The sequence below is a fragment of the Aquitalea sp. FJL05 genome, from assembly GCF_003852595.1.
GTDB classification, from domain to species: domain Bacteria; phylum Pseudomonadota; class Gammaproteobacteria; order Burkholderiales; family Chromobacteriaceae; genus Aquitalea; species Aquitalea aquatilis.
In genome coordinates this window covers 115,416-140,368 of record NZ_QAJS01000005.1, presented here as the reverse complement: position 1 = coordinate 140,368, position 24,953 = coordinate 115,416, and the positions used below count along the sequence as shown (strand labels likewise).

Annotated in this window: 20 protein-coding genes, 2 tRNA genes and 1 riboswitch; of the genes, 8 read left to right on the top strand and 14 right to left on the bottom strand. The window is 59.9% G+C overall.

Translation table 11 applies throughout. From position 1 onward, the window contains the following. Positions 1–126 precede the first annotated feature (126 nt). On the top strand, positions 127–1,425 hold the full coding sequence (locus tag DBR44_RS04095; RefSeq protein ID WP_124642330.1) for a dicarboxylate/amino acid:cation symporter: 1,299 nt from the start codon (positions 127–129) through the stop codon (positions 1,423–1,425). Between the two features lie 33 nt (positions 1,426–1,458). Here the strand turns inward: DBR44_RS04095 and DBR44_RS04090 are convergent, their stop codons facing one another. Continuing rightward, the gene (locus DBR44_RS04090) at positions 1,459–2,376 is read right to left on the bottom strand and encodes a LysR family transcriptional regulator (RefSeq protein ID WP_124642328.1); all 918 of its coding nucleotides are present in this window, start codon (positions 2,374–2,376) and stop codon (positions 1,459–1,461) included. A gap of 131 nt (positions 2,377–2,507) precedes the next feature. On the opposite strand from DBR44_RS04090, the gene DBR44_RS04085 reads away from it, so the two are divergent. The 3 genes from DBR44_RS04085 (at position 2,508) to ptsG (ending at position 7,723) form a co-directional block, all read left to right on the top strand. Next, complete coding sequence (locus DBR44_RS04085; RefSeq protein WP_124642326.1) at positions 2,508–2,900, top strand: DoxX family protein; 393 nt, start codon at positions 2,508–2,510, stop codon at positions 2,898–2,900. A 440-nt stretch (positions 2,901–3,340) separates the two neighbouring features. Continuing rightward, positions 3,341–5,854 carry a phosphoenolpyruvate--protein phosphotransferase gene (gene ptsP, locus DBR44_RS04080; RefSeq protein ID WP_124642324.1) on the top strand — a complete coding sequence of 838 codons (2,514 nt, stop codon included), beginning with the start codon at positions 3,341–3,343 and terminating at the stop codon, positions 5,852–5,854. Positions 5,855–5,941: 87 nt separating this feature from the next. Then, the gene (ptsG, locus tag DBR44_RS04075; RefSeq protein WP_124642323.1) at positions 5,942–7,723 is read left to right on the top strand and encodes a PTS glucose transporter subunit IIBC; all 1,782 of its coding nucleotides are present in this window, start codon (positions 5,942–5,944) and stop codon (positions 7,721–7,723) included. A gap of 78 nt (positions 7,724–7,801) precedes the next feature. On the opposite strand, the gene DBR44_RS04070 is transcribed toward ptsG, so the two are convergent. The 7 genes from DBR44_RS04070 to hppD form a co-directional block, all read right to left on the bottom strand. After that, complete coding sequence (locus tag DBR44_RS04070; RefSeq protein WP_199730965.1) at positions 7,802–8,629, bottom strand: Cof-type HAD-IIB family hydrolase; 828 nt, start codon at positions 8,627–8,629, stop codon at positions 7,802–7,804. Positions 8,630–8,722: 93 nt separating this feature from the next. Next, positions 8,723–8,798 (bottom strand) — tRNA-Phe (locus DBR44_RS04065). 21 nt (positions 8,799–8,819) lie between these two features. Further along, positions 8,820–8,895, bottom strand: a tRNA-Phe gene (locus DBR44_RS04060). Positions 8,896–9,052: 157 nt separating this feature from the next. Further along, positions 9,053–9,697: a maleylacetoacetate isomerase gene (gene maiA, locus DBR44_RS04055; RefSeq protein ID WP_124642319.1), complete on the bottom strand. Its 645-nt coding sequence runs from the start codon at positions 9,695–9,697 to the stop codon at positions 9,053–9,055. After that, positions 9,690–10,673, bottom strand: a complete 984-nt coding sequence (locus tag DBR44_RS04050) for a fumarylacetoacetate hydrolase family protein (protein WP_124642317.1) — start codon at positions 10,671–10,673, stop codon at positions 9,690–9,692. Before DBR44_RS04050 ends, maiA begins: the two co-directional genes overlap by 8 nt. A gap of 66 nt (positions 10,674–10,739) precedes the next feature. Beyond that, positions 10,740–11,870, bottom strand: a complete 1,131-nt coding sequence (locus DBR44_RS04045; protein WP_124642315.1) for a homogentisate 1,2-dioxygenase — start codon at positions 11,868–11,870, stop codon at positions 10,740–10,742. A gap of 100 nt (positions 11,871–11,970) precedes the next feature. Then, entirely contained in the window at positions 11,971–13,053 is a 1,083-nt protein-coding gene (gene hppD / locus DBR44_RS04040; protein ID WP_124642552.1) for a 4-hydroxyphenylpyruvate dioxygenase, read from the bottom strand. A gap of 485 nt (positions 13,054–13,538) precedes the next feature. Between hppD and DBR44_RS04035 the strand changes: the two genes are divergently transcribed. The 3 genes from DBR44_RS04035 (at position 13,539) to DBR44_RS04025 (ending at position 17,217) form a co-directional block, all read left to right on the top strand. Beyond that, positions 13,539–14,024 carry an Lrp/AsnC family transcriptional regulator gene (locus DBR44_RS04035; RefSeq protein ID WP_089085887.1) on the top strand — a complete coding sequence of 162 codons (486 nt, stop codon included), beginning with the start codon at positions 13,539–13,541 and terminating at the stop codon, positions 14,022–14,024. Positions 14,025–14,091: 67 nt separating this feature from the next. Beyond that, positions 14,092–15,186, top strand: a complete 1,095-nt coding sequence (locus tag DBR44_RS04030; protein WP_124642313.1) for an ABC transporter substrate-binding protein — start codon at positions 14,092–14,094, stop codon at positions 15,184–15,186. A 189-nt stretch (positions 15,187–15,375) separates the two neighbouring features. Continuing rightward, positions 15,376–17,217, top strand: a complete 1,842-nt coding sequence (locus tag DBR44_RS04025; RefSeq protein ID WP_124642311.1) for a GGDEF domain-containing protein — start codon at positions 15,376–15,378, stop codon at positions 17,215–17,217. An 87-nt stretch (positions 17,218–17,304) separates the two neighbouring features. Here DBR44_RS04025 and metF read toward each other — a convergent pair whose 3' ends face one another. Beyond that, a complete protein-coding gene (metF, locus tag DBR44_RS04020) occupies positions 17,305–18,141 on the bottom strand; it encodes a methylenetetrahydrofolate reductase [NAD(P)H] (RefSeq protein ID WP_124642309.1) in 837 nt (278 codons plus the stop codon). A 130-nt stretch (positions 18,142–18,271) separates the two neighbouring features. After that, complete coding sequence (ahcY, locus tag DBR44_RS04015) at positions 18,272–19,687, bottom strand: adenosylhomocysteinase (RefSeq protein ID WP_124642307.1); 1,416 nt, start codon at positions 19,685–19,687, stop codon at positions 18,272–18,274. Positions 19,688–19,757: 70 nt separating this feature from the next. Beyond that, a riboswitch (S-adenosyl-L-homocysteine riboswitch) is annotated at positions 19,758–19,822 on the bottom strand. 104 nt (positions 19,823–19,926) lie between these two features. On the opposite strand from ahcY, the gene DBR44_RS04010 reads away from it, so the two are divergent. Next, positions 19,927–21,576 carry a histidine kinase N-terminal 7TM domain-containing protein gene (locus DBR44_RS04010; RefSeq protein ID WP_124642305.1) on the top strand — a complete coding sequence of 550 codons (1,650 nt, stop codon included), beginning with the start codon at positions 19,927–19,929 and terminating at the stop codon, positions 21,574–21,576. 51 nt (positions 21,577–21,627) lie between these two features. Here DBR44_RS04010 and DBR44_RS04005 read toward each other — a convergent pair whose 3' ends face one another. The 4 genes from DBR44_RS04005 to DBR44_RS03990 all read right to left on the bottom strand — a co-directional run bounded on the left by DBR44_RS04005 (position 21,628) and on the right by DBR44_RS03990 (position 24,950). Then, positions 21,628–22,065, bottom strand: coding sequence for a ClpXP protease specificity-enhancing factor (locus tag DBR44_RS04005; protein WP_124642303.1), 438 nt, complete (start codon positions 22,063–22,065; stop codon positions 21,628–21,630). A 9-nt stretch (positions 22,066–22,074) separates the two neighbouring features. Then, the gene (locus tag DBR44_RS04000) at positions 22,075–22,677 is read right to left on the bottom strand and encodes a glutathione S-transferase N-terminal domain-containing protein (RefSeq protein ID WP_082693274.1); all 603 of its coding nucleotides are present in this window, start codon (positions 22,675–22,677) and stop codon (positions 22,075–22,077) included. A gap of 156 nt (positions 22,678–22,833) precedes the next feature. Continuing rightward, positions 22,834–23,595, bottom strand: coding sequence for a cytochrome c1 (locus DBR44_RS03995; protein ID WP_124642301.1), 762 nt, complete (start codon positions 23,593–23,595; stop codon positions 22,834–22,836). Positions 23,596–23,612: 17 nt separating this feature from the next. Further along, entirely contained in the window at positions 23,613–24,950 is a 1,338-nt protein-coding gene (locus DBR44_RS03990) for a cytochrome bc complex cytochrome b subunit (protein ID WP_124642299.1), read from the bottom strand. Positions 24,951–24,953 lie beyond the last annotated feature (3 nt).

The following is a 24,953-nucleotide window of genomic DNA, read 5'->3' as shown; positions in this document are numbered from 1 at the left end:
CACCAGCTTAGGGATATCAGCAATTAGCCTATAACCAATCGCTTGCTAGGATTCGACCTATAACAGGACCCCATAGAGTCCGACACAATGCTCGATATCCGACTATCTGCGAACAAGAGACCAGACATGCAAGCCAGAACACCGCTTTACTCACGCCTGTACTTTCAGGTGTTGGTTGCCATTACCATCGGCGTCTTGATGGGTGCCTTCTATCCGGAGGCCGCCGCCAAGATGAAACCGCTGGGCGACGCCTTCATCAAGCTGATCAAGATGATGATTGCGCCCATCATTTTCTCTACCGTGGTGGTGGGGATTGCCAAGATGGGCGACATGAAGGAAGTGGGCCGTGTCGGCATCAAGGCACTGCTGTACTTTGAAGTGGTCACCACACTGGCGCTGGTGATCGGCCTGGTGGTGGTGAACCTGCTGCAGCCGGGTGCCGGCCTGAACGTGGATCCGCACACGCTGGATGCCAAGTCGGTAGCCAAGTTTGCCGCTGGTGCCAAGGACATGAACACCGTGGACTTCATGCTGCACATCATCCCGGATACCGTGGTGGACGCATTTGCGACTGGTGAAATCCTGCAGGTGCTGCTGTTCTCGGTATTGCTGGGCCTAGCGCTGACCCGCATGGGCAGCAGCGGCAAAACCGTGATTGCCATGCTGGACGAGTTTTCCCACGCCCTGTTCGGCGTGATCAACATGCTGATGAAGCTGGCCCCTATCGGTGCTTTTGGTGCCATGGCCTTTACCATCGGCAAGTATGGCGTGGGCTCGCTCAAGCAGCTGGGCTTTTTGATGGCCTGTGTCTACCTGACCTGCTTTGCCTTCGTCTTCATCGTGCTGGGTGCCATTGCCCGCTTCAACGGCTTCAGCATTTTCAAATTCCTCGCCTTCATCAAGGAAGAAATCGTGCTGGTGCTGGGTACTTCGTCTTCCGAATCCGCCCTGCCGGGCATGATGAAGAAGATGGAACACCTGGGCTGCGCCAAACCGGTAGTGGGCATGGTGATTCCCACCGGCTATTCCTTCAATCTGGACGGCACCTCGATTTACCTGACCATGGCCGCCATCTTCATTGCCCAGGCCACCAATGTGCAGCTGAGCCTGGGTGAAGAGCTGGGCATCATCGGCGTATTGCTGCTCACCTCCAAGGGCGCGGCGGCAGTAACCGGCGGCGGCTTCATCACCCTGGCCGCCACCCTGGCCACCCTGGGCGGCAAGCTGCCGGTGGAAGGCCTGGCACTGCTGATCGGCGTGGACCGCTTCATGTCAGAAGCGCGTGCCATCACCAACCTGATCGGCAACGGCGTGGCCACCGTGGTAGTGGCCAAGTGGGAAAAAGCACTGGATACCGAGCGCATGCAGCGCGTGCTGAACGGTGAAGTGCTGCCCGAGGTGGAAGCCGTACCGGCCAAGCACTAAGACCCGCTAAGCCTGCCCCCCTTTCAGTCAGTCTTACAGCCCGTCACCTGACGGGCTATTTTTTTGCTCGGCAAAAAATTCCACCAGATAATCGACGAATACCCGTACCTTGCCCGGCACATGCCGGCGCACCGGATACACCGCCGACACATCCAGACACACCCATTGGTAGTCCGGCAGGATGACTTGCAGCCGCCCATCGGCCAGCGCCTGCTGCAACAGGAATTCCGGCTGGCGGATGATGCCCATGCCCTGGATGGCGGCATTGGTGAGGATGTCGCCATTATTGGCGCGCAAACCGCCCTTCACCTTGACCCGACCGCTGCTGCCATCCGGCGCTTGGTAATCCCACAGCGTGGGCTGGCTGGTCAGGGTGTACAGCAGGCAATCGTGCCCGGCCAGTTCGTCCGGATGCTGCGGCACCCCGCGCCGCAATAGATAGTCCGGCGCTGCGCACAGCCGGTCGCGCACTTTGGCCAGCGGCCGCGCGATCAGCGAGGAATCCGCCAGATTGGACACACGAATGGCCAGGTCAAAGCCCTCTTCCACCAGGTCGACCTTGCGGTCATTCAGCGACAGCTCCACTTCCACCTGCGGATGCTGACGCTGGAAGCCGGCAATGGCACTACCCAGAAAGCGCATGCCAAACGACACCGGCGCGGTTACCCGCAACCGGCCGCTGGCCTTGCTGGCCCCTTGCGACAGCAGTGCATCCAGATCCTCCAGCTCGGCCAGCAGCGCCCCGCCCTGCGCCAGATAGGTTTCGCCCGCTTCGGTCAGTGACAGCCGGCGCGTGGTGCGATGCATCAGCCGCACGCCCAACCGTGTTTCCAGTGCCGACACCAGCTTGGTCACCATGGCGCGCGACAGGTCGAGCCGGTCTGCCGCGGCGGCAAAGCTGCCTTGTTCGGCGACGGTGACAAAGGCGCGGATTTCAGAAAACCTGTCCATATAATTTCTCACCAGTAAACAATATCTTCATTTATAGCATATTTATTCAGTCGAACACCCATGGTCAAATACTCCCACAGCACACGCCCAGCCAATGATGGCCAGCGGCGCACCCTTACAGGAGCCTTACCATGCATACCACCTCTCCCGCTTTGTCCGCCCTCATCCTGCGCGTTTCGCTGGGCCTGATGTATCTGGCACATGGTGCCACCAAGCTATTCGTGTTCGGCCCGGCCGGCACCGCCCAGTTTTTCTCCAGCCTGGGCCTGCCCGGCTTCGTTGGCTACCTGTCGATGGCGGCTGAACTGGCAGGCGGCCTGCTGCTGATCGTCGGCTTCAAGGCTCGCTGGATCGCACTGGCGCTGGTGCCACTGCTGGCCGGCACCATCATCCTGGTACACGGTGCCAATGGCTGGATGTTCACCAACCAGGGCGGCGGCTGGGAATACTCTGCTTTCCTGATCACCAGCTCGCTGGCCCTGTTCCTGCTGGGCGACAAACCGGCCGGCCAGCAACAAGCCTGATCCATCCGCCAACACGCAAGGGGCGATGCGCCAGACACGGCGCATCGCCCCTTTTTACTTGTCCTTACCCCAGACCATCAGGCCTTGCCGCCACCCCGCATCCGGCTATGCTGGAGTGGCGGTGCTCTGGGCGAACAGCACTCCCCCGCCTGCCCGCCACACTGTGGCAAAGCTGCAGCAACAGCAGATGATTTTGTTGACGGCCATCAAGCCACTTTCACATTAAGACTGTAGCTAAATTACAATATTGGCATGATAACAACGTTGCAATCTACCTACACAACACTGCAAAAAAACAGGTTTATTCCTGCAATAACAATATTCTTGCGTACTACGGGCTGAATAGGCACTTGCCTTTGACGCTAAGTTGCGGCTTAATCCTGCCCCAACAATCGCTCGTAATAAAATAACTGTTGCAATCAACTCCTGAGGAGTTTCACATGGGCTCTCCCGCGCCACGACTGGACATTCTGGCCCCCCTTTCCGGGTGGCTGGTTGCCCTGGACACCGTCCCCGATCCGGTATTCGCCGGAAAAATGGTGGGTGACGGCATTTCCCTGGACCCGACTTCCTGCTCGCTGCTGGCCCCGGTCAGCGGCACTGTCAGCAATATCCACTCCGCTCACCACGCCCTGACCATTACCTCGGACAACGGCGTCGAGGTGCTGGTACATATCGGCATCGATACGGTCATGCTCAAGGGAGAAGGCTTTGTACCGCTGGTGGAACAAGGCCAGCAGGTCAAGGCGGGACAGCCGCTGATCGATTTCGACCTGGACCTGGTGGCGCGCCGCGCGCAAAGCCTGCTCACCCAGATCATCATCACCAATGGCGAAGTGGTCGAAAAACTCACCTGTGCCAGCGGCCTGGTCGAAGCCGGCAAAAGCATCATCATGACGCTGGAGCGGCAAGGCGCAGCCGAAGCAGCCCAGCAGGCCGAAGGTGAAACCCTCGTTTCGGACAGCATTACCATCAGCAATCCGGCCGGCCTGCATGCCCGGCCGGCTGCGGTATTCGCCAGCGCAGCCAAGCGCTTTGCGGCGGACATCCAGCTGCAACTTGGCGACAAGCGGGCCAATGCCAAATCGGTAGTCGGCATCATGGGCCTGGCTACGGTAAACGGTGATCAGGTACAGGTCGTGGCCACCGGCAGCGATGCCGCCGCCGCCATTGCCGAACTGTCGCAGCTGCTGCTGGACCGTTGCGGCGAAAGCCTGGACGAAGCCCCCGCAGCCAGCGCCACGGTAGCCGCCCAGCCGGTGCAGCAGGACAGCGCCGGCGTGCTGGCTGGCGTGGGTGCCTCGCCCGGCATCGCCATTGGCCGCATCTTCCACCATCGCCTGCAGGAATTCGACGTGGCCGAAGCCGGTGCCGCCGGCGTGGTGGAACAGCAAAACTTCACCCGCGCTACCGAAGAGGCCGCCGAGCAGATCGAGGCCATCAAGTCGCAGCTGCAAGACCAGGCCAAGCGCGCCATCCTGTCCATGCATCAGGAACTGCTGCAAGACCCGGACCTGCTGGCCCTGACCTACACCAGCCTGGCCGATGGCAAGTCCGCCGCCTGGGCCTGGCGTGCTGCCTTCAGCGCCTATTCCGCCCGTCTGGAAGCACAGGACAATGCCCTGCTGCGTGAACGCGCCAACGACATCCGCGACGTGGGCCGCCGCGTGCTGGCCTTGCTGGCCGGCGTGAAACAGAGCGAGCTGGATGTTCCTGCTGGCTCCATCCTGATTGCCGAAGACCTGGCCCCGTCCGACACCGCCGCGCTGGACCCAAGCAAAGTACTGGGCTTCTGCACCCGTACTGGTGGGGCGACCAGCCATGTGGCCATTCTGGCCCGTTCGCTGGGCATTCCCGCCATCTGCGGCATTTCACAGGCCGCGCTGGCACTGCAAGATGGCCGTGAGGTGATTCTGGACGGCAGCGCCGGTACCCTGAATATTGCCCCTACGACAGCCGAAAAGGTGGAAGCAGAAGCCGCCATCGCCCGTCTGGCCGAGCGTCGCGCCGCCGAACAGGCCATGTCGCAGCAACCGGGTCAAACCAGCGATGGCAGCCGTATCGAAGTCGTCGCCAATATCCGCAACGCCGCTGATGCGCGCGAAGCCGTCAAGGCCGGTGCCGAAGGCGTGGGCCTGCTGCGCTCGGAATTCCTGTTCGACAACCGCGACACCGCACCGTCCGAAGCCGAGCAGGCTGCCGAATACTGCGCTGTGGCGCGCGAACTGGGCAGTGAGCGCCCGCTGGTCGTGCGCACGCTGGATGTGGGTGGCGACAAGCCGCTGTCCTATCTGCCGCTGCCCAAGGAAGACAACCCCTTCCTCGGCCTGCGCGGCATCCGTGTCAGCCTGGATCGCCCCGATCTGCTGCGCACCCAGCTGCGCGCCATTCTGCAAGCCGCGCCGCTGACCCGCCTGCACATCATGTTCCCCATGGTGGCGTCGCTGGACGAGCTGCGCGCCGCCAAGGCGATTCTGGCGGAAGAACAAGCCGCCAGCGGTCACACCGACGTCAAGGTGGGCATCATGGTGGAAGTACCGTCCGCCGCCATTCTGGCTGGGCGCTTTGCCCCAGAAGTGGACTTCTTCTCCATCGGCACCAACGACCTCACCCAGTACGTACTGGCGATGGACCGTGGCCACCCGCAACTGGCCAAACAGGCCGACGCGCTGCATCCGGGCGTGCTGGCCATGATTGCCATGACCTGCGACGGCGCGCGCGCCCACGGCAAGTGGGTGGGCGTCTGCGGTGGCCTGGCCTCGGACGAACGTGCCGCACCGGTACTGGTTGGCCTGGGCGTGTCCGAGCTGTCGGTCAGCACGCCGTCAGTGGCGACGGTCAAGGCCACGCTGGCGCGCTGGAGCATGGACGAATGCCGCGCACTGGCACAACAGGTGCTGGCACTCTCCACCGTGGCAGAAGTGCGCAGCCATCTGGCGCAACAGGCGCGTTAAGCGCAATGAAACCTGCCGTCCGGCTTGTCCGGACGGTGCTGGCTCCCGCCGCCCGGCGGCTGGGAGCATTACGCAGGAATCACTATCATGTTTGATCAATCCTTCGCTTTTCTGCAGAAAATCGGCAAAGCGCTGATGCTGCCGGTAGCCGTATTGCCGGTGGCAGGCCTGCTGCTGGGTATTGGCGCCACCGATTTCCACACCCAGAGCACCGTGCTGCTGGCCATCCTGTCGCTGATGAAAAACGCCGGCGACGTCATCTTCGGCAACCTGCCGCTGATCTTTGCCGTGGGTGTGGCACTGGGCTTTACCGAAAACGACGGCGTGGCCGCCATTGCCGCCACCATCGGCTTCCTGGTAATGACCACCACGCTGGGGGTAATGGCCGGGCTGATGGGCGTGAAACCCGACACCATCATGGGCATGCCCTCCATCCAGACCGGCGTGTTCGGCGGCATTCTGGCCGGTGGTCTGGCTGCCTATATGTTCAACAAGTACTACCGGATCAATCTGCCACAGTATCTGGGCTTTTTTGCCGGCAAGCGCTTTGTACCCATCGTCACTGCCGTGGCGGCCATCGTGCTGGGCGCGGCGCTGTCCTTTGTGTGGCCTCCCATTGGCGGCGCGATCAAGAGCTTCTCGCAGTGGGCCGCCGTCAGCGACCCGCGCACGGCTGCCACCGTCTATGGTTTCGTCGAGCGTCTGCTGATTCCGTTTGGCCTGCACCACATCTGGAACGTGCCCTTCTTCTTTGAAATGGGCGACTTCGTCGATGCCAGCGGCAAGCACATCCACGGCGACATCAACCGCTTCTTTGCCGGTGACCCGACCGCAGGCGTGCTGTCTGGCGCCTTCCTGTTCAAGATGTTCGGCCTGCCGGCTGCTGCCATTGCCATCTGGCACACGGCCAAGCCGGAAAACCGGGTAAAAGTAGGCGGCATCATGGTTTCCGCCGCCCTCACCTCTTTCCTGACCGGTATTACCGAACCCATCGAATTTGCCTTCCTGTTCGTGGCTCCGGTGCTGTATTTCATCCATGCCTGCCTGGCGGCATCGGCGCAGTTCGTCGCCAATACGCTGGACATGCACATGGGCTTTACCTTCTCGCAAGGTGGCATCGACTTCCTGATGTTCAACCTGATCGGCAACAAGTCGCATCACGCCTGGTATGTGTTCATCCTCGGCCCGATCTACGCCGTCATCTATTACAGCGTGTTCCGCTTCGTCATCCTCAAGTTCAACCTGAAAACCCCGGGTCGCGAAGATGAAAGCGGCGAAGCACAGGCCGCAGTCAGCGAAGACCAGCGTGCACGCGCACTGGTGCTGGCCTTTGGGGGGCGCAGCAACATCAGCAATCTGGACGCCTGCATCACCCGTCTGCGCATTGCAGTGAAGAACCCGGCGCAGGTTGACCAGGCCAAGCTCAAGGCCATGGGCGCATCCGGTGTGGTGCAGGTGGGTAGCGGCATTCAGGCCATTTTCGGACCGCAATCGGAAAACCTGAAAACCGATATGGAGATTTACCTGAAAACCGCTGGTGACGATGCCGAACTGCCGGCCGCCGCAGCCAGTGCCAGCCCTGCCGCTGCTGTCAGCGCAGCTGCTGCGCCGGCCAGCGTGGCCGCCGATCCGCAAGTGGCCGCCACTGCCGCAACCGTGCTGGCTGCACTGGGTGGCCGTGGCAATGTGCAAAAGGTGGAAGCCATCGCCCACACCCGCCTGCGTGTCGAGCTGAAACAGGCTGCGGTATTTGATCAGGCAGCGGCACAGCAAGCCGGCGTGGTGGCCTGCGTGCAGACCCAGCCGGGCGTATGGCATCTGGTGGTTGGCGACCAGGCCACCGTACTGGCACAGGCGCTGCAAGGCTGATTCGCTTATCTGCAACACAAAAGGGCTGCCACTGGCAGCCCTTTTTCATGCTGCGCCGATGGCGCAGAAGGTGAACGCTTACAAGGCGAACAGCTGGCGCAGATGCAGCGCAACGCCGGATTCGACATTGCTGGCCACCGTGGCCGCCTGCGGCAGCTGCGAGGCCAGCCGCGGGTGGGCATTGGCCATCACCCGTGGATGACCAGCCGTCTGCAGCAGTTCGATATCGTTTTGCCCATCGCCAAACGCCAGACAGTCAGCCGGGCTGATGCCCAGTTCGTCCAGCACCAACCGCAAGGCGTGGCCTTTGGAGACACCCGGCGCCATCACTTCCAGACAGTTGTCGGCCGAGAAGGTGATATAGGCCGAATCCCCCAGCGCAGCATGCAGCTTGGCCTCCACCGTCAGCAAGTGGCCATGATCGGCGATATACAGCACCTTGCCGACACCAGCCCCATCATGCTGATGCAGCGCCTCGATCTGGTAATGCAGGCCGGAATCGGCATGCAGGTCGAGCAGATACTGGTAGGGCTGATCAATCAGCCAGGCATCGTCCAGATAGAAATTGAGTATGGTGCCGGCGGCAAATTCCGGCTGAGCAATGCGACGGACGATGGCGGGGTCGAGGTTGGCGCTATGGATCAGCCGGTTTTGCGCATCATGCACGCGGGCACCGTTGGAGCTGATCAGATAGGCGGAAATCCCCAGCGCATCGCGTATGCCCTTCACATCCAGATAATGGCGGCCAGTGGCCAGGGCAAAACGCAGGCCTTGTGCCTCCAGCTGTTGCAGGGTTTGCGCGGTGAGCGCGTTGACGGCGTGGTGTTCATCCAGCAGGGTGCCGTCCAGGTCGGAGGCGATGAAACGGTACACGGCAAAACTCCGCTTGTAGTGGGAGCTCGCCATTTTACACCTGCCACCATGTAGCCGCAGGACTACACCAAGCGCGCTGTACCAATGCAAAAAAGCCAAGCTGTAAGCTTGGCTTTTTTTGTATTCTGGTGGCCAGTCGCGGAATCGAACCACGGACACGCGGATTTTCAATCCGCTGCTCTACCAACTGAGCTAACTGGCCGTCTGACAGCTGCGGTGATGTTGGTGGCCAGTCGCGGAATCGAACCACGGACACGCGGATTTTCAATCCGCTGCTCTACCAACTGAGCTAACTGGCCATCACTGCTACGCTTTCGCGTCATCAGAGCCACGCATTTAATCAGAGCCGGCTGGTCGCGTCAAGATTTTTTTCAAAAACAGCACAAATAGCGCCGATTTTACCTTGCCTGCCCTATACGCAAAAAAGCCGGCTCAGGGCCGGCCGGATCACAACCACTACACCGCATCCGCCTGCTGCGCCGGGTGCGCCGCCAGTACCGCTGGCAGCGCATTCAAGGCGGCATCCACCCGCACGATATGCGGGAAAGCTGCCAGATCCACACCGAAACGCCGTGCGGCAAACACCTGCGGCACCAGGCAGACATCCAGCAGGCCGGGCTGCTCAGCGCAGGCATAGCTGGCCGGCTGTGCGGCTAGTTGCTGCTCCAGCGCAGTAAAACCAGTGGCGATCCAGTGGCGTATCCATTGGTTTTTCTGCGCCTCGTCCTGGCCCAGTTCGGCCTCCAGATACTTGAGGACGCGGGCGTTGTGCAGCGGGTGGATATCGGCGCAGATGCTGAGCACCAGTGCACGCACGCGGGCACGCTCCGTCAGCCCGGCAGGTAGCAGCGCCAGAGTATCCGGATAGGCTTCGTCCAGATATTCGCAGATGGCCAGCGACTGGGTCAGCAGCTGGCCATTATCCAGCAGCGCCGGCACCAGGCCTTGCGGGTTAAGCGCCAGATAGGCCGGATCGCGCTGCTCGCCCTTGAGCAGATTGACCGGCTGCTGGCGGTATTGCAGGCCTTTGAGATTGAGCGCGATACGCACCCGGTAGGCCGCGCTGGAGCGGTAGTAGCCATACAGCACACGCTCAGTCATGCGCGATCACTTTCTGATCGATACGGCCGAAAATGGACTGGCCGCTGGCATCCAGCATTTCGATAAGCACATGGTCCCCCACTTGCATGAAGGGCGTGCTCGCTTCGCCCGCTTCGATGATCTCGATCATGCGCTGCTCGGCCAGGCAGCAGGAGCCAGTGGCGCGGTCGTGATTGGAAATGGTACCGGAACCGATAATGGAGCCTGCCACCAGCTCACGCGTCTTAGCGACGTGCGCCACCAGCTGGGCAAAGCTGAACTGCATTTCCACGCCACACTGCGGCTGGCCGTACAACGCGCCGTTGTATTCCACCCGTAGTGGCAGATGCACCTTGCTGTCCTGCCAGGCCGCGCCCAGCTCGTCCGGTGTCACCGCCACCGGCGAAAAGGCGGTGGCCGGCTTGCTCTGGAAGAAGCCAAAGCCCTTGGCCAGTTCAGCCGGAATCAGGTTGCGCAGGGTGACATCGTTCACCAGCATCAGCAGGCGGATATGGCTGGCGCACTGTGCGGCAGTCGCGCCCAGCGGCACGTCATCGGTAATCACCGCCACTTCGCCCTCGAAATCCAGCCCCCAGCTGACATCGGCCAGTGGAATAGCCGCCTGCGGCGGCAAGAAGGCATCCGAGCCGCCCTGATACATCAGCGGGTCATGGTAAAAACTGGCCGGCACTTCGGCGCCGCGCGCCTTGCGCACCAGCTCCACATGATTGAGATAGGCGCTGCCATCGGCCCACTGGTAGGCACGGGGCAAGGGACTGTGGCAGGCGGCCTGGTCGAAATCGACAGCGCCGTTGACCGGCCCCTGGTTCAGTGCAGCATAGACTTCCTGCAAGGCCGGCTCACAGCGGTTCCAGTCATCCAGCGCGGCTTGCAGGCTGGCGGCGATATGCGGTACGGCGATGGCGCGGGCGAGGTCGCGGCTGACGACCATCAGCTGGCCATCGCGGGTGTGATTGCGGTAGGTGGCAAGTTTCATCGGTGTGTTCTTTCAGTTGTCAGGCCGCTCGGTAGCGGCCTGTCGTCGCGCAAACGTGGTGCAGGCTCAGGCCTTGGGCTTCCAGCTATCAACATAGCCGGCCCACTCTACCGCTGGCAGGCCAGGGCCCTGCTCCAGTGCGCTGCGGGTGTCTATCATCACCGCCACTTCGTCGGTGAATTTCTTGGGCTCGCTCATGGCCTTGGCAAAGGCCTTGGGATGCGGGCCATGGGTAAAGCCGGCCGGGTGGAAGGTGAGCATGCCGGGCTTAATATTGTCGCGGCTGAAAAAGTCGCCAGCGTGATAGAAGATGACTTCGTCGTAGTCGTCGTTGTTGTGATAGAACGGCACTTTCAACGCGCCAGGGTCGGACTCGATGGGACGCGGCACAAAGGTGCAGACCACAAAACCATCTGCCACAAAAGTGCTGTGTGCCGACGGCGGCAGATGATAGCGATGGCTCATCAGCGGCCGGATGTCGCGCCAGTTGATGCGGGCCACCGCGATATTGCCGTGCCAGCCGATGGCATCCAGCGGGTTGAATGGGTAGGTCACCGTAGATAGCGCATTCAGGCGCTTGATCACCACCTGCCATTCATCCTCGGTCTGCTGCGCCTTGAAGGCATCGTCGATGGCCGGCACATCCAGCATGGCCTCGTCGAAAATGGCATGCGGCCCCACCAGCCCCTTGTCCGGCAGCTGGTAGGCACCGTTGCTGGCTTCGATCAGCAGCATGGTGGTGGTGTCGGCCGGCTCGATGCGCCAGCTGGTGGAACGCGGAATCAGGATGTAATCGCCATCGCGATAGCTCAGATGGCCGTAGTCGCAAAACAGCTCGCCGCTGCCGGCATGGATAAACAGCAGGTCGTCACCATCGCCATTGCGAAACAACTGGGTCATCGCCTGGCTGCAAGTCCAGATACGCAACTGGCACTGGCTGTTATGCAAGACCAGCGGCGCGCTCCACGGGGCGGCCGTTTCTTTGGGTAGTTCGTTCAGATCAAAGGCGCGTGGCTTGAGCGGCCCTTCCCAGGCCGACCAGCCGGTGGGCGGGTGCTTGTGATGCAGATGGGTAGCCGGGCCGAAAAAACCGCTGCGCCCGACTTCGCGTTCATAAATGCCCTCGGCCGGCAGATCGGCATGGGCCTGACGGGAAATTGTCCCTTCCCGGTGCGGGAAACTTATCCATTTGCGCATGGGCCATTCCTTGCCCTATGGCGCAACAAGCGCCGCAGGCTATCGATTTAGCGGGGCGGCGCGCAGTACAAGGCTGTGCGCCGCGCAGTCACTGTCCGGTTCAGTCGGCCTTCAACACGCCACGACGGATCTGGTCTTCTTCGATGGATTCGAATAGGGCACGGAAGTTGCCCTCGCCAAAACCTTCATTGCCCTTGCGCTGGATGATTTCGAAGAAAATCGGCCCGATGACGGTTTCGGTAAATATCTGCAGCAGAATGCCTGCGCCCTCTACCGGTGCGCCATCGATCAGGATGCTGTTGCGGCGCAGGCGGGCCAGGTCTTCACCATGGCCGGCGACACGGCTATCCACCTTGTCGTAATAGGTGTCCGGCGTATCCAGGAAGCGGGTACCGGCGGCTTTCAGCGTTTCCACCGTCTGGTAGATGTCGCGAGTGGTCAGGGCGATATGCTGGATGCCTTCGCCGTGGTATTCGCGCAGGAATTCCTCGATCTGGCTCTTGTCGTCGGACGATTCATTGATGGGAATGCGGATCTTGCCGCAGGGGCTGGTCATGGCCTTGGACACCAGGCCGGTCAGCTTGCCTTCGATATCGAAGTAGCGGATTTCGCGGAAATTAGCGATGCCTTCGTAGAAACCAGCCCATTTCGCCATATTGCCGCGGAAAACATTGTGGGTGAGATGGTCGATTTCATACAGGCCGACACCAGCCGGGTGCTGGTCCACACCGTCCAGCGGCAGGAAATCGACATCATAAATATTGTGCGACGAGCCATAGCGGTCGACAAAGTACAGCGCCGAACCACCGATTCCCTCCACCGCCGGGATATTCAGTTCCATCATGCCGATGGGCCGCACATAGGGCTTGGCACCATGGGCCAGCGCATATTCATAGGCTTTGGCAGCGTCCTTGACGCGCCAGGCCATGGCACAGGCCGACGGGCCGTGCACCTTGCCAAACTCATTGGCCGGCTGGGACGGTTCGCCATTCAGGATGAAATTGATGTCGCCCTGACGGTACAGGCTGACATTCTTGCTGCGATGGCGGGCGACTTCGATAAAACCCAGCGACAGGAACAGCTGGCGCAACTCGGCAATACCTTGCGCAGTGGGGGCGGTGTACTCGACAAACTCGAAGCCGTCGGTCGCCAGCGGGTTTTGCAGCAGTGCTTCCATTTTCATCATTTCTCCTCTTTATCCATTGGCAGCGCAGACCTGGATCGCAAGCCGGGCGCCATGGCTGATGTGCAATACGGCAAGGGTCACAACCGGCCAGTCACGGCAGCAGGAGTCAATGCGGGGGACAATGGACAAAGCGGAGAGGTGGACAGCGTATTGGCAGGTCAGCAGGCAGCCACCGCAGGGCGGCGACGCACGCAACAGACCAGCCGCAACAGGCCAGATGTGGCAGAGGGTACCGGTGGGATGGACCATGCCGTGCGACAGCCAGCGCGGTCGCCTTTCCCCGGCGGCACGATTGTGTGTGTCTCACCGAGGCTCTCCTCTATCTTTGCCGACATTATCCAGTGATCTCGCGCCACCGTGTAAAATGTCCGGGTTAGGCTATTTATTCTAGGGAAAATGCCTGGCAATTTTCTTGCAAACATTCCCCAGACAAACAATAACTAGAAATATAATTTCAAAAAATTCAAATCAGAGGAGTTTACATGCCAAGTCTTACGCTAGATAAGACAGACTTGCGCATCCTGTCGGAGCTGCAGCTCAATGGCAGGTTGACCAATGTGGAGCTTGCGGAAAGAGTCGCCCTCTCTCCCTCACCTTGCCTGAGACGTCTCAAGCAACTGGAGGAGTCCGGCGTCATCCGCCAATATGTCGCCTTGCTCGATCCGGCCAAAATCGGCCTGGGTTTGCAAGCCTACGTCCGTGTCGTGCTGGAGAAGCGTGGCAATACGCATGTGCAAAGTTTCATTGATGCTGTCCAGCGTTGGCCGGAAGTCATCAATTGCTTTGCAATGACCGGGGAAATGGACTATCTGCTGCAAGTTTATTTTGAAGATCTGGAACATTTCTCGCGCTTTGTCATGGATGAGCTGCTACAACAGCAAGGCGTGGAAGATGTGAAATCCAGCTTTGTCCTGAAAGAGATCAAGCGCACGACTTCGCTACCGCTCAGCCAGCTCAGAAGTCTGTGAGCCGGAATGCCTGCCTGAGTCGCTGCGCCATCCGATATATCCTGGAGGAATAAGCAAAGGCCCCGGTATGACCGTGATCAAACGACTGCACCGCCTGCTCCTTGCTGTTGCAATAATGTTGCACAGCACGGCATGGGCGTTTTCAGTCACTTTCATTTCGCCGGGGCACCATGACGAAGCGTATTGGCTCAGTGCAACGCGCGCCATGCAGGCGGCTGCACAGCAACTGGATATTCAGCTGGAGGTGCTGTACGCCGAACGCGATCCATTGCAGATGGTCAACTTGACCCGCGCTGTCACCCAGCGCCGGCACAAACCGGACTACCTGCTGCTGGTCAACGAAAAACTGACCGGCCCGGCCATGCTCTCGCTGGCTGATCAGGCCGGCATCCCCTGCTTTCTCAGCTTCAACCAACTCACGCCGACCCAGTTACAAAACAGCGGTCAGCCACGGCAAAGACTGAAGCACTGGCTGGGCTCGCTGGCTCCGGACAATGCCAAGGCCGGTGCGCTCACCATGCAAGAGCTGCTGGCACAGGGCCGCCGGCACTTTCCCGCCGGGACACCACTGCATGTGCTGATGATGGCCGGCGATCACGCTACCCCGGCCTCGACCGAGCGCGTCGCCGCTGCCCAGCGCGTACTGGCGGCACATCCGGAAGCCAGGCTGACGCAGCTGGTCTATGGCGAATGGGAGCGCCAGCGTGCCATGCAGCAGGGACTATGGCTGCTGCAGCGCTATCCGCAGATCAATCTGGTGTGGGCCGCCAATGACGAAATGGCCTTTGGCCTGGAAGAAGCCATCCGTCGCGGCGGCAAGCAGGCCGGCCGCGAAGTGCTGCTCAGCGCCATCAACAACTCGCAGCAAGCCATGCACGAACGCCAGCAAGGCCGGCTCAGCGCGCTGGCAGCCGGCCACTTCATGACCGGAGCCTGGAGTCTGGTGCTACTGTACGACTATCAGCACGGCCACGACTTTGCCGACGAAGGCCTGCTGCTACAAGCTGCCGTGTTCAGCGCCATTTCCGCCACACAGGCCCTGCGCTTTCAGCAGCGCTTTGCCGATAATGATTTCAGCAGCATCCGTTTCAAGCAGTTCAGCAAAGTGGCCAACCCGGCCCTGCGGCACTACAACTTTCGCTTCAGCACGGTGCTGGACTAGGGTCTGTTCATGTTCGGTATTCGGTGATGCAGACCCAGGAAGCTGGGCAATGCCAGCTTGCGCTGCACACGGCTTTGCCAAACCCTGCTGGCAGGGATTACCCTGCGGCCTGCGGTGTTCCGCGCATCACCTCCCCTCAACCACCGCCGCCGTGAAAAAATAGCGTTAACAGGCCTTAGGAGCTGGCACATGCCGACCCGCAGACTCACCCGCCAGCTGATCTGGCAGCTGCTGCTGTATACCTTGCTGTTCGGAGCGGTGGTGACCGGCCTGAAAGCTGCGCTGGTATGGCACAACGGCCAGCAGCAGATGGATGCCATACCGGCCACGGTATCGCGCCTCTACCTGCCGCTGTTGAGCCAGAGCGCCTGGGATGTGGACATCCCGGCCATCCAGCTGCAGTTACGGCTGATCGCCCAGATCCCCGGCGTACAGAGCGTGGCGCTGCGCACCGAGCTGGGCCAGTCCTTGCGCTATGACAACCCAGAACAGCAGGGGCAGGACAATAGCGGCCAGTACCAGTTGCCCCTGCGCTCGCCACACAGCACGGAGGCGATTGGCAACCTGCAGCTGACGGTATCCCGCCAGCACATCTACAGCGCCATGCGCCAGGAAGTGGCCAGCGCGACCCTGGCTTTCCTGCTGGGCTCCTTCGGCCTGGCCCTGCTGCTGTGGCTGCTGTTCAACCGCCGCCTGGTACGCCCGCTACAAGGCATGGCAGAAATCGTGCGCAACTATCAACCAGGCATGCAGCTGCCACCGCTACTTCCCGGCCAGCAGCATGGCCAGATCGACAATGAACTGAGCGAACTGGCCCAGGCTTTCCGCAGCATGAGCAACAATATCAGCCACCACCTGCAGGCACGCCAGCGCATCGAAAACGAACTGGCCAGCCATCGCGATCAGTTGGCCGGCCTGGTGACAGAGCGCACAGGCGAACTGAATCAGCTGCTCAATTTTCAGCAGCTGATTGCCGGCATTTCCACCCGCTTCATCAATATCCCGCTGCATGACATCGATCAGGCTACCCGGATGGCGCTGGGCGAGATCGGTCACTTCATGCAGGTGGAGCGCTGTTATCTGATCAGCTTTGCCGATGACTGGCTGGTCAATACCGTGCACGAATGGTGTGCCTCCGGCATCCAGCCCACCACCCACTTGCTGCAAGGCCAGAGCATGCTGCGCCGCCGCTGGGCCTGCCAGCAATTGCAAGACCATGGCCTGCTGTCGCTGGACACCCTGGACGCACTGCCGGACAACGCCATGCTGGAACGCCAGGAACTGGAAGAACACCGGATACAAAGCCTGTTCATGCTGCGCATCGATCACATGGGCCGCCCGGTAGGCCTGTTCGGCTGCGACATGGTCAGCAGCCCGCGTCACTGGCAGGGCAAGGAGCAGCAACAGGCCCGCCTGCTGGGCGAAACACTGGCCAATACCATCATCCGCCGCCAGCAGTTGCAAGCACTCAGCCAGACCCAACAGCAGCTGCGCGCCGCCAATGCCGATCTGGCCCGCATGGCCTTTAGCGACGGGCTGACCGGCATCGCCAACCGACGCTATTTCGACGAACAGCTCGGCCTGTGCTTCAATGCGGCCCGCAGCGAAGGCCAGGCGCTGAGCGTATTACAGATCGATATCGATTATTTCAAGCAATTCAATGACAGCTACGGGCATCTGGCGGGCGATCAGTGTCTGCGCCAGGTGGCGCAATGCATACAGCTACACCTGCCCGCAGCGGCCAATCTGGCAGCCCGGGTCGGGGGAGAGGAATTCGCGGTCCTGCTGCCGGGCTACCTGGCCACGGCAGCTGTCGCACTGGCAGAAGCCATTCGCCTGGCGGTCTGGCAACTGGCCATTGCCCATCGTCAGAGCAGTGCCGGCGACCGGGTCACCATCAGTATCGGCGTGGCCAGTCTGGAGGTGCCGCCACAGTCGGAACACCAGCTGATGCGCAACGCTGACCAAGCGCTCTACCTGGCCAAACACCGTGGTCGCAACCGGGTGGAAATGGCCAATACCAAAAACTGAGCGCAGCACCCAAGCGCACCTACCACGACTTGCAACCATGAAAAAAGCCCGGCGATGCCGGGCTTGTTCATGACAGGGCTGCGCGCTTTACAAACCCAGCCGTTGCCATACGGTGGACACCAGGCCAGCCTGGTTCAAGGTATAGAAATGCAGGCCGGGCGCGCCATTGGCCAGCAGGCGGTCGCACAATTCGGTCACCACATCCAGGCCCAGGGCGCGGATGGAGGCCGTGTCGTCATAGTAGGACTGCATGCGCTGACGCAGCCAGCGCGGCACTTCGGCCCCGCACATATCGGAAAAACGGCACAGCTGGCCAAAATTGGCGATCGGCATGATGCCCGGCACGATGGGAATATCCACCCCGCGTGCCTGCGCTTCGTCGACGAAGCGGAAGTAGGCATCGGCATTGAAGAAGTACTGGGTCATGGCCGAATTGGCACCGGCCTTGACCTTGCGCACGAAATTGTTCAGGTCATCCTCGGCCGACTTAGACTGGGGATGGAATTCCGGGTAGGCCGCCACTTCGATATGGAAATGGTCGCCGTGCTCGCTGCGAATGAACTCCACCAGCTCGTTGGCATAGCGGAATTCGCCAGCAGCTACCATGCCGGAAGGCATGTCACCGCGCAGCGCCACAATGTGGCGGATACCGTGGTTACGGTATTCGTTGAGAATCGCGCTGATGTTTTCCCGGGTCGAACCAATACACGACAGGTGTGGCGCGGCAGCATGGCCTTCGCTGCGGATTTCCAGCACGGTGGACAGGGTGCCATCGCGGGTGGTGCCGCCAGCACCAAAGGTCACCGAGAAGAATTGCGGCTTGAACTGCGCCAGTTGCTGGCGGGTGGTACGCAGCTTGGCCACGCCTTCTGGGGTCTTGGGCGGGAAAAACTCAAAGCTGAAGGTTTTTTTCTGTTCACTCATGATCGTCTCTGTCCCTGCTCGTGGCGGCAGGCTTGTCTGCTGCGGCTACACCGGCGCACTGACGCCAGCGGATAAAAAAACGGACAGGTGCATTCTACCCTGCCCTGTCCGTTCGCCTTACTTGCCCGTATCAATAACGATAGTGCGCCGGCTTATAAGGGCCCTGCTTGGGCACGCTGATGTAGGCGGCCTGCTCATCCGACAGCTCGGTCAGATTGGCACCGATGCGTTTCAGATGCAGGCGGGCCACTTTTTCGTCCAGATGCTTGGGCAGCACATACACTTCCTTGCCGTACTTTTCACCGTGCTGGAAGATTTCCATCTGCGCCAGCACCTGGTTGGTGAAGGAGTTGGACATCACGAAGCTGGGGTGACCGGTGGCGCAGCCCAGGTTCACCAGACGGCCTTCGGCCAGCAGGATGATGCGCTTGGCCGGTTCATTGCCTTGGGCCGGGAAGATGATGTGGTCTACCTGCGGCTTGATATTGTCCCACTGGTATTGGCGCAGGCTGGCGACTTCGATTTCGCTGTCGAAGTGGCCGATATTGCACACGATGGCGTTGTTGCGCATGCGAACCATGTGCTCGTGGGTAATGACCGACACATTACCGGTGGTGGTGACAAAGATGTCGCCCTGGTCGGCCACATCATCCATGCGTACCACGCGGTAGCCTTCCATGGCAGCTTGCAGCGCGCAGATCGGGTCCACTTCGGTTACCCATACCGTGGCACCCAGGCCACGCAGGCTCTGGGCGCAGCCCTTGCCCACATCGCCATAACCCAGCACCACGGCGACCTTGCCGGCGATCATCACGTCGGTGGCACGCTTGATGCCATCCACCAGCGATTCGCGGCAGCCATACAGATTGTCGAACTTGGACTTGGTGACCGAGTCGTTCACATTGAATGCCGGGAAAGGCAGACGGCCTTCCTTTTGCATCTGGTACAGGCGATGCACACCGGTGGTGGTTTCTTCGGTCACGCCCTGGATGTGCGGCAGACGCTTGGAGTACCAGTGCGGATCCACTTCCAGATAACGGGCAATGGCGGCAAACAACGCGGTTTCTTCTTCATTGGCCGGGTGGCTGATCACGCTGCGATCCTGTTCGGCCTTGCTGCCCAGCATCAGCAACAAGGTGGCGTCGCCGCCATCGTCCAGAATCATGTTGGCTTCCTGACCGGCCGGCCATTCGAAGATCTTGTGCGAGAACTCCCAGTACTCGTCCAGGCTCTCGCCCTTGAAGGCAAACACCGGGATATTGGCAGCGGCAATGGCGGCGGCGGCGTGGTCCTGGGTGGAGAAGATATTGCAGGAAGCCCAGCGTACATCGGCACCCAGTTCAACCAGGGTTTCGATCAGCACGCCAGTCTGGATGGTCATGTGCAGCGAACCGGCAATGCGCGCGCCACGCAGCGGCTTCTGGTGCGCGAACTCTTCGCGCAGCGCCATCAGTCCGGGCATTTCGGTTTCGGCAATCGCCAGTTCCTTGCGCCCCCAGGCGGCAAGGTTGATGTCGGCTACATGGAAATCGGTGAATTCAGCCATCGTGCAAAGTCCTTTTACACGCCGGCCAGAACGCGGCTCACCCGCTATTCCGGCTTCGGCACGGAGTTTAGTCAGGTGAGCGCCGTTTGCAAGAAGCCCGAGCCTGGGGATTGACCTCGCAGCGCTCCTCGGGAGTGCCGTAATTATACCTAGAGACGTAAAAATGTGAATGAAACTTCTCTGACAAGGGTTACACTGGAATATTGCCGACGGCATAGTCACATTGCATAGAGAAGCACATGTCTTTTGTTTTCACTACCATTTCAGCGACTGCCGGCCTGGCTGCACTGAGTGCGGCCACCATCGGCATCCTGGCTTGGGAACGACGCCAGGTCACAGGGGCCAGCTGGCTGGCCTGGCTGATGCTGGCGGTGACGGTATGGGCTGGCGGTGCCATGCTGGAATTGTCATCATCCTTGCTGCGCGAGAAAATTTTCTGGTCCAAGGTGGAATACCTGGGCACGCTCACGGCGCCAGCGCTGTTTTTCCTGCTGGCGGCAGATTACAACCAGCTGGACAAGGCACTCCGCCTGCGCAGCATCGCCATGCTATTCGTCATCCCCTTGCTCAGTTTTGGCCTGGCAATCAGCAATGAGCAGCACGGCTTGATCTGGAGCAGTTTTCAGGTCTCACCATCGGGTCACAACCTGCTTATCTTCAATCATGGCCCGCTGTTCTGGCTGCTGGTTGCCGGCTTTTCCTACCTGATGATGCTACTGGGCTCCTTGCTATTACTGCGGACCCTGCACTTTTACCCACCCCACTACCGCGGCCAGTCGCTGATCCTGATGCTGGGGGCCATCATCCCCTGGGTCGGCAATCTGCTCTATCTGTCGGGCAACATCCCGCTACGTGGGCTGGACCCTACACCCTTGTGCTTTGCCATCACCGGTATGGTGTTTGCCTTTGACCTGCTCTATCTGCGCATGCTGTATGTCGTACCCATTGCTCGCGGCAATGCCTTCAACGCCATGGGTGACGGCATCCTGGTGATTGACCCCAACAAGACGATTCTCGACATCAACCCGGCGGCCGCCAATCTGTTTGGCAAGCCGGCGGCGGTGCTATGTGGTCAGCCGCTGCAGCTTGCCGCACTGGTCGCGGTCGCCGATCAGGATGGTGCCCATCAAGTGGAACTGAACGGCCCCGGTTCACGCTCCATTCTGGAAGTCCGGGCATTTCCCATCAGAGAGTCGGGTGTCACCCTCGGTGGCCGCCTGCTGGTACTGCGCGATATCTCACGCCAGCGTCTGGCCGAGGAGGCCTTGCATCAGGCCTATATGCAGCTGAAAACGCGTATCGACGAAATCGAGACCCTGCAAGACACCCTGCGCGAACAGGCCCTGCACGACCCGCTGACCGGCCTCTACAACAGACGCTATCTTGAGGAAACGCTAGGCCGGGAAATCAGCCGGGCCGAGCGGGAACAACAGCCACTGACTTTTGCCCTGATTGACCTGGACAATTTCAAAGGCGTCAACGACCGCTTCGGCCACATGGCCGGCGACCAGGTACTGTGCGCACTAGCCGACCTGCTGCGCCGCCATTGCCGTCAGGCTGATATCGTTTGCCGGCTGGGCGGCGAGGAATTTATCGTGGTATTGCCCGCGGCCGACCAGCGTAATGGCTGGATGCGCCTTGAACTGCTGCGCCGCCGTTTTTCCGATTTACGCTACAAGGTGGAAGGAGTGGAATTTTCTTCTACCTTCTCTTGTGGCATTGCCTGCTACCCCAGTGATGGCAATAGTTTTTCCAAGCTTTACCAGCTGGCCGACATGGCCTTGTACGATGCCAAGGCACAGGGCAAGAACCAAGTCAGGCTGCATGGCAATCCCCTGCAGGAAACCACGGGCATTCCGCTGCTACAGGCACAGATGGTGAGCAAGTAGCAATAAAAAAACCGGGAACGCGTCCCGGTTTTTCATGGTACATCTGCGGCCTTACTTGACGATACGCAAGCTGGGCCTGCCGCTGGGGCGGGGCACTGCCGGCTCATCCGTCTTGCCGTCTTCCGGCTCGGACTCACTGGCCACCACAGGAGCCAGCGCCGGCGCCTCGGGCGTACTACCCAACTCAACCTCGAAGCCCATGCCTTCGCCGGTTTCCCGGGCAAAAATCGACATCACATTGCCGACAGGCACCCAGATATCCCGTGATACTCCGGCAAAACGTGCGGAAAAAGACACCCATTCATTGTCGATGCGCAGATTCTGGGTGGCCCCAGCTGCAATATTCAACACGATTTCGTTGTTCTTCACGTACTCGCGCGGGACATCGGCGTGCTCGTCCACCCACACCACCAGAAACGGCGTATGGCCATTATCCGTACACCATTCATACAGGGCACGGATCATGTAAGGCTTGGTGCTGGCGCTCATGGTCATCCCTTACTTGCGCATGGCCTTTTCGGACGGGGTCAGCGAGTCAATGAAAGACTGGCGCTGGAAAATGCGTTCCGCGTACTTGAGGATGGGCGCAGCATGTTTGCCCAGGTCGATGTTGTAATGCTCCAGACGCCACATCAGCGGGGCAATGGCCACATCGATCATGGAGAAGTCATCACCCAGCATGAACTTTTGCTTGGCAAAAACCGGGGCGATGGTGGTCAGGCCGTCACGGATGGCTTCACGCGCCTTGGTCGCTTCCTTGCCGGTAGCGCCGGCTTCCAGCACTTTCACATTGCAGAACAGCTCGTTCTCGAAACGGTGCAGGAACAGACGGGCACGAGCGCGCATGACCGGATCAGCCGGCATCAGCTGCGGATGCGGGAAACGCTCGTCGATGTATTCGTTGATGATATTGGATTCGTGCAGGATCAGGTCGCGCTCTACCAGTACCGGCACTTCGTTGTAGGGATTCATCACAGCCAGGTCTTCCGGCTTGTTGTGAATGTCCACATCGATGATCTCGAAATCCATTCCCTTTTCATACAACACGATACGGCAACGTTGGCTGAAGGGGCAGGTAATTCCAGAATAAAGAGTCATCATGGCTAGCGGATATCCTTGACAGAGGCAATCATTTTCGATCGAAGCCGTGATTTTACCATTTTCAGGCAGGCAATTTCCACAACTACATCGCAAAGCCATGATTACAAAAGAAAAAAGGCGGAAAATTCCGCCTTTTTCATCATGCTACAGCAGTGCTTAATGCACGTCTTTCCAGTATTCCTTCTTCAGGAAGTAGGTCAGCGGCAATAGCAGCAGGCCGAGGAACATCAGCACGACATAACCAATCTGGTGACGCTTGACTTGTGTCGGCTCGCCGATGAAGACCAGGTAGTTGGTCAGGTCAGCCATACGCTTGTCAAACTCCACGGTATTGGCCTTGCCGTTTTCCAGCTTGGTCAGGCTACCTGCCTTGACCAGTTCGAGCTTGCGCTCTTCATGGCCAGCGGCGTTCTTCTCGGTCTTCAGCACCTGCTCGCCCTGCATTTCCCATAGCACGTGCGGCATGCCCACCTTGTCAAACATCAGGTTGTTCCAACCAGTAGGACGAGTCGGATCGCGATAGAAGCCGCGCAGATAGGCGTACAGGTAGTCGGCACCACGCGAACGCGCAATCAGCGACAGGTCCGGCGGAGCAGCACCCAGCCATACCTTGGCATCTTTCTTGTCCATGTTGACATTCATCTGGTCGCCGATCTTGGCACCATCCGGCAGCAAGTTGGCCTTGATCTGCTCTTCGGACAGGCCGATATCTTCCAGACGGTTGTAACGCATGGCACTGGCCGAGTGGCAGGACAGGCAGTAGTTGCTGAACAACTGTGCACCGCGCTGCAGACTTTCGGTGTCCTGAATGTCGATCGGGGCCTTTTCCAGCGTCGGGCCTTCATTGGCCAGAACGGTGCCGCTTACCGGCAACACCAGCGCCATGGCAGCGATCAGGTGGCGGATTTTGCTTTTCATATGTCCTTTCCCCTTGCTTACACGTTGGTGCCGAACAGATAGGCCGCGATGATCGTCACAGCCACCAGCACCAGGAACTGCAACTGGCGCTTGCCATTGGTCTCCGTCACGCGGGTCGGTACCGGTACCGAGCCGACATCGTTCTTGGTATAGAACGGCATACCCAGGAAGAAGGCAAAGTAGACGAAGGACAGAATTTGCGAAATCAGGGTACGACCAGCCGTCGGCGGCATGGCGCCCAGCATGCCCAGACCGATAAAGGCGATGATGAACAAGACCAGCATGAACTTGAACTTCGGACCGCGATAACGGATGGACTTGATCGGCGAACGATCCAGCCACGGCAGGAAGGCAATCACCACCACCGCAGCGCCCATGCCGATCACACCCCAAACCTGGGTACCCAGGAAGGACGGAATGGCACGCAGAATGGCGTAGAACGGGGTGAAGTACCATACCGGGGCGATATGCGGCGGGGTCTTCAGCGGGTCAGCCTGATCGAAGTTCGGATGCTCAAGGAAGTAGCCACCCATTTCCGGCAGGAAGAACACGATGGCGGAGAACACAATCAGGAACACAGCCACACCGAATACATCTTTCACGGTGTAGTAGGGATGGAAAGGAATGCCATCCAGCGGGATGCCCTTTTCGTCCTTCAGTTTCTTGATTTCAACGCCGTCAGGGTTGTTGGAACCCACTTCGTGCAGGGCAATCAGGTGAGCCACGACCAGTGCCAGCAGGACCAGCGGCACAGCGATCACGTGCAGGGCGAAGAAGCGGTTCAGCGTGGCATCAGATACCACGAAGTCACCACGAATCCACACCGACAGATCCGGGCCGATGACCGGAATGGAGCCGAACAGGTTCACAATCACCTGCGCACCCCAGAAGGACATCTGGCCCCAAGGCAGCAGATAACCCATGAAGGCCTCAGCCATCAGGCACAGGAAGATCAGGCAACCAAACACCCACACCAGTTCGCGCGGCTGCTTGTAGGAGCCGTAGATCAGGCCACGGAACATGTGCAGGTAAACCACCACGAAGAACATGGAGGCACCGGTGGAGTGCATGTAGCGGATGATCCAGCCACCTGCCACATCACGCATGATGTATTCCACCGAAGCGAACGCCACCGGAATGCCAGCACCGTTGAGGGTGCCATCCGGCTTGTAGTTCATGGTGAGGAAGATACCGGTCACGATCTGGATAACCAGCACCAGCATGGCCAGCGAGCCGAAGAAATACCAGAAATTGAAGTTCTTCGGTGCGTAGTACTCAGTAACGTGCTCTTTCAGCATCGACGACAGCGGGAAGCGGTCGTCAATCCAGTTCAGCAGCTTTTGTCCTTTGCTCATTTT

Bases quoted from the DNA above. Each gene is read 5' to 3' on its own strand.
- DBR44_RS04095 (WP_124642330.1), top strand. From the start codon at position 127: ATGCAAGCCAGAACACCGCTTTACTCACGCCTGTACTTTCAGGTGTTG.
- DBR44_RS04090 (WP_124642328.1), bottom strand. From the start codon at position 2,376: ATGGACAGGTTTTCTGAAATCCGCGCCTTTGTCACCGTCGCCGAACAA.
- DBR44_RS04085 (WP_124642326.1), top strand. From the start codon at position 2,508: ATGCATACCACCTCTCCCGCTTTGTCCGCCCTCATCCTGCGCGTTTCG.
- ptsP (WP_124642324.1), top strand. From the start codon at position 3,341: ATGGGCTCTCCCGCGCCACGACTGGACATTCTGGCCCCCCTTTCCGGG.
- ptsG (WP_124642323.1), top strand. From the start codon at position 5,942: ATGTTTGATCAATCCTTCGCTTTTCTGCAGAAAATCGGCAAAGCGCTG.
- DBR44_RS04070 (WP_199730965.1), bottom strand. From the start codon at position 8,629: ATGGCGAGCTCCCACTACAAGCGGAGTTTTGCCGTGTACCGTTTCATC.
- maiA (WP_124642319.1), bottom strand. From the start codon at position 9,697: ATGACTGAGCGTGTGCTGTATGGCTACTACCGCTCCAGCGCGGCCTAC.
- DBR44_RS04050 (WP_124642317.1), bottom strand. From the start codon at position 10,673: ATGAAACTTGCCACCTACCGCAATCACACCCGCGATGGCCAGCTGATG.
- DBR44_RS04045 (WP_124642315.1), bottom strand. From the start codon at position 11,870: ATGCGCAAATGGATAAGTTTCCCGCACCGGGAAGGGACAATTTCCCGT.
- hppD (WP_124642552.1), bottom strand. From the start codon at position 13,053: ATGAAAATGGAAGCACTGCTGCAAAACCCGCTGGCGACCGACGGCTTC.
- DBR44_RS04035 (WP_089085887.1), top strand. From the start codon at position 13,539: ATGCCAAGTCTTACGCTAGATAAGACAGACTTGCGCATCCTGTCGGAG.
- DBR44_RS04030 (WP_124642313.1), top strand. From the start codon at position 14,092: ATGACCGTGATCAAACGACTGCACCGCCTGCTCCTTGCTGTTGCAATA.
- DBR44_RS04025 (WP_124642311.1), top strand. From the start codon at position 15,376: ATGCCGACCCGCAGACTCACCCGCCAGCTGATCTGGCAGCTGCTGCTG.
- metF (WP_124642309.1), bottom strand. From the start codon at position 18,141: ATGAGTGAACAGAAAAAAACCTTCAGCTTTGAGTTTTTCCCGCCCAAG.
- ahcY (WP_124642307.1), bottom strand. From the start codon at position 19,687: ATGGCTGAATTCACCGATTTCCATGTAGCCGACATCAACCTTGCCGCC.
- DBR44_RS04010 (WP_124642305.1), top strand. From the start codon at position 19,927: ATGTCTTTTGTTTTCACTACCATTTCAGCGACTGCCGGCCTGGCTGCA.
- DBR44_RS04005 (WP_124642303.1), bottom strand. From the start codon at position 22,065: ATGAGCGCCAGCACCAAGCCTTACATGATCCGTGCCCTGTATGAATGG.
- DBR44_RS04000 (WP_082693274.1), bottom strand. From the start codon at position 22,677: ATGATGACTCTTTATTCTGGAATTACCTGCCCCTTCAGCCAACGTTGC.
- DBR44_RS03995 (WP_124642301.1), bottom strand. From the start codon at position 23,595: ATGAAAAGCAAAATCCGCCACCTGATCGCTGCCATGGCGCTGGTGTTG.
- DBR44_RS03990 (WP_124642299.1), bottom strand. From the start codon at position 24,950: ATGAGCAAAGGACAAAAGCTGCTGAACTGGATTGACGACCGCTTCCCG.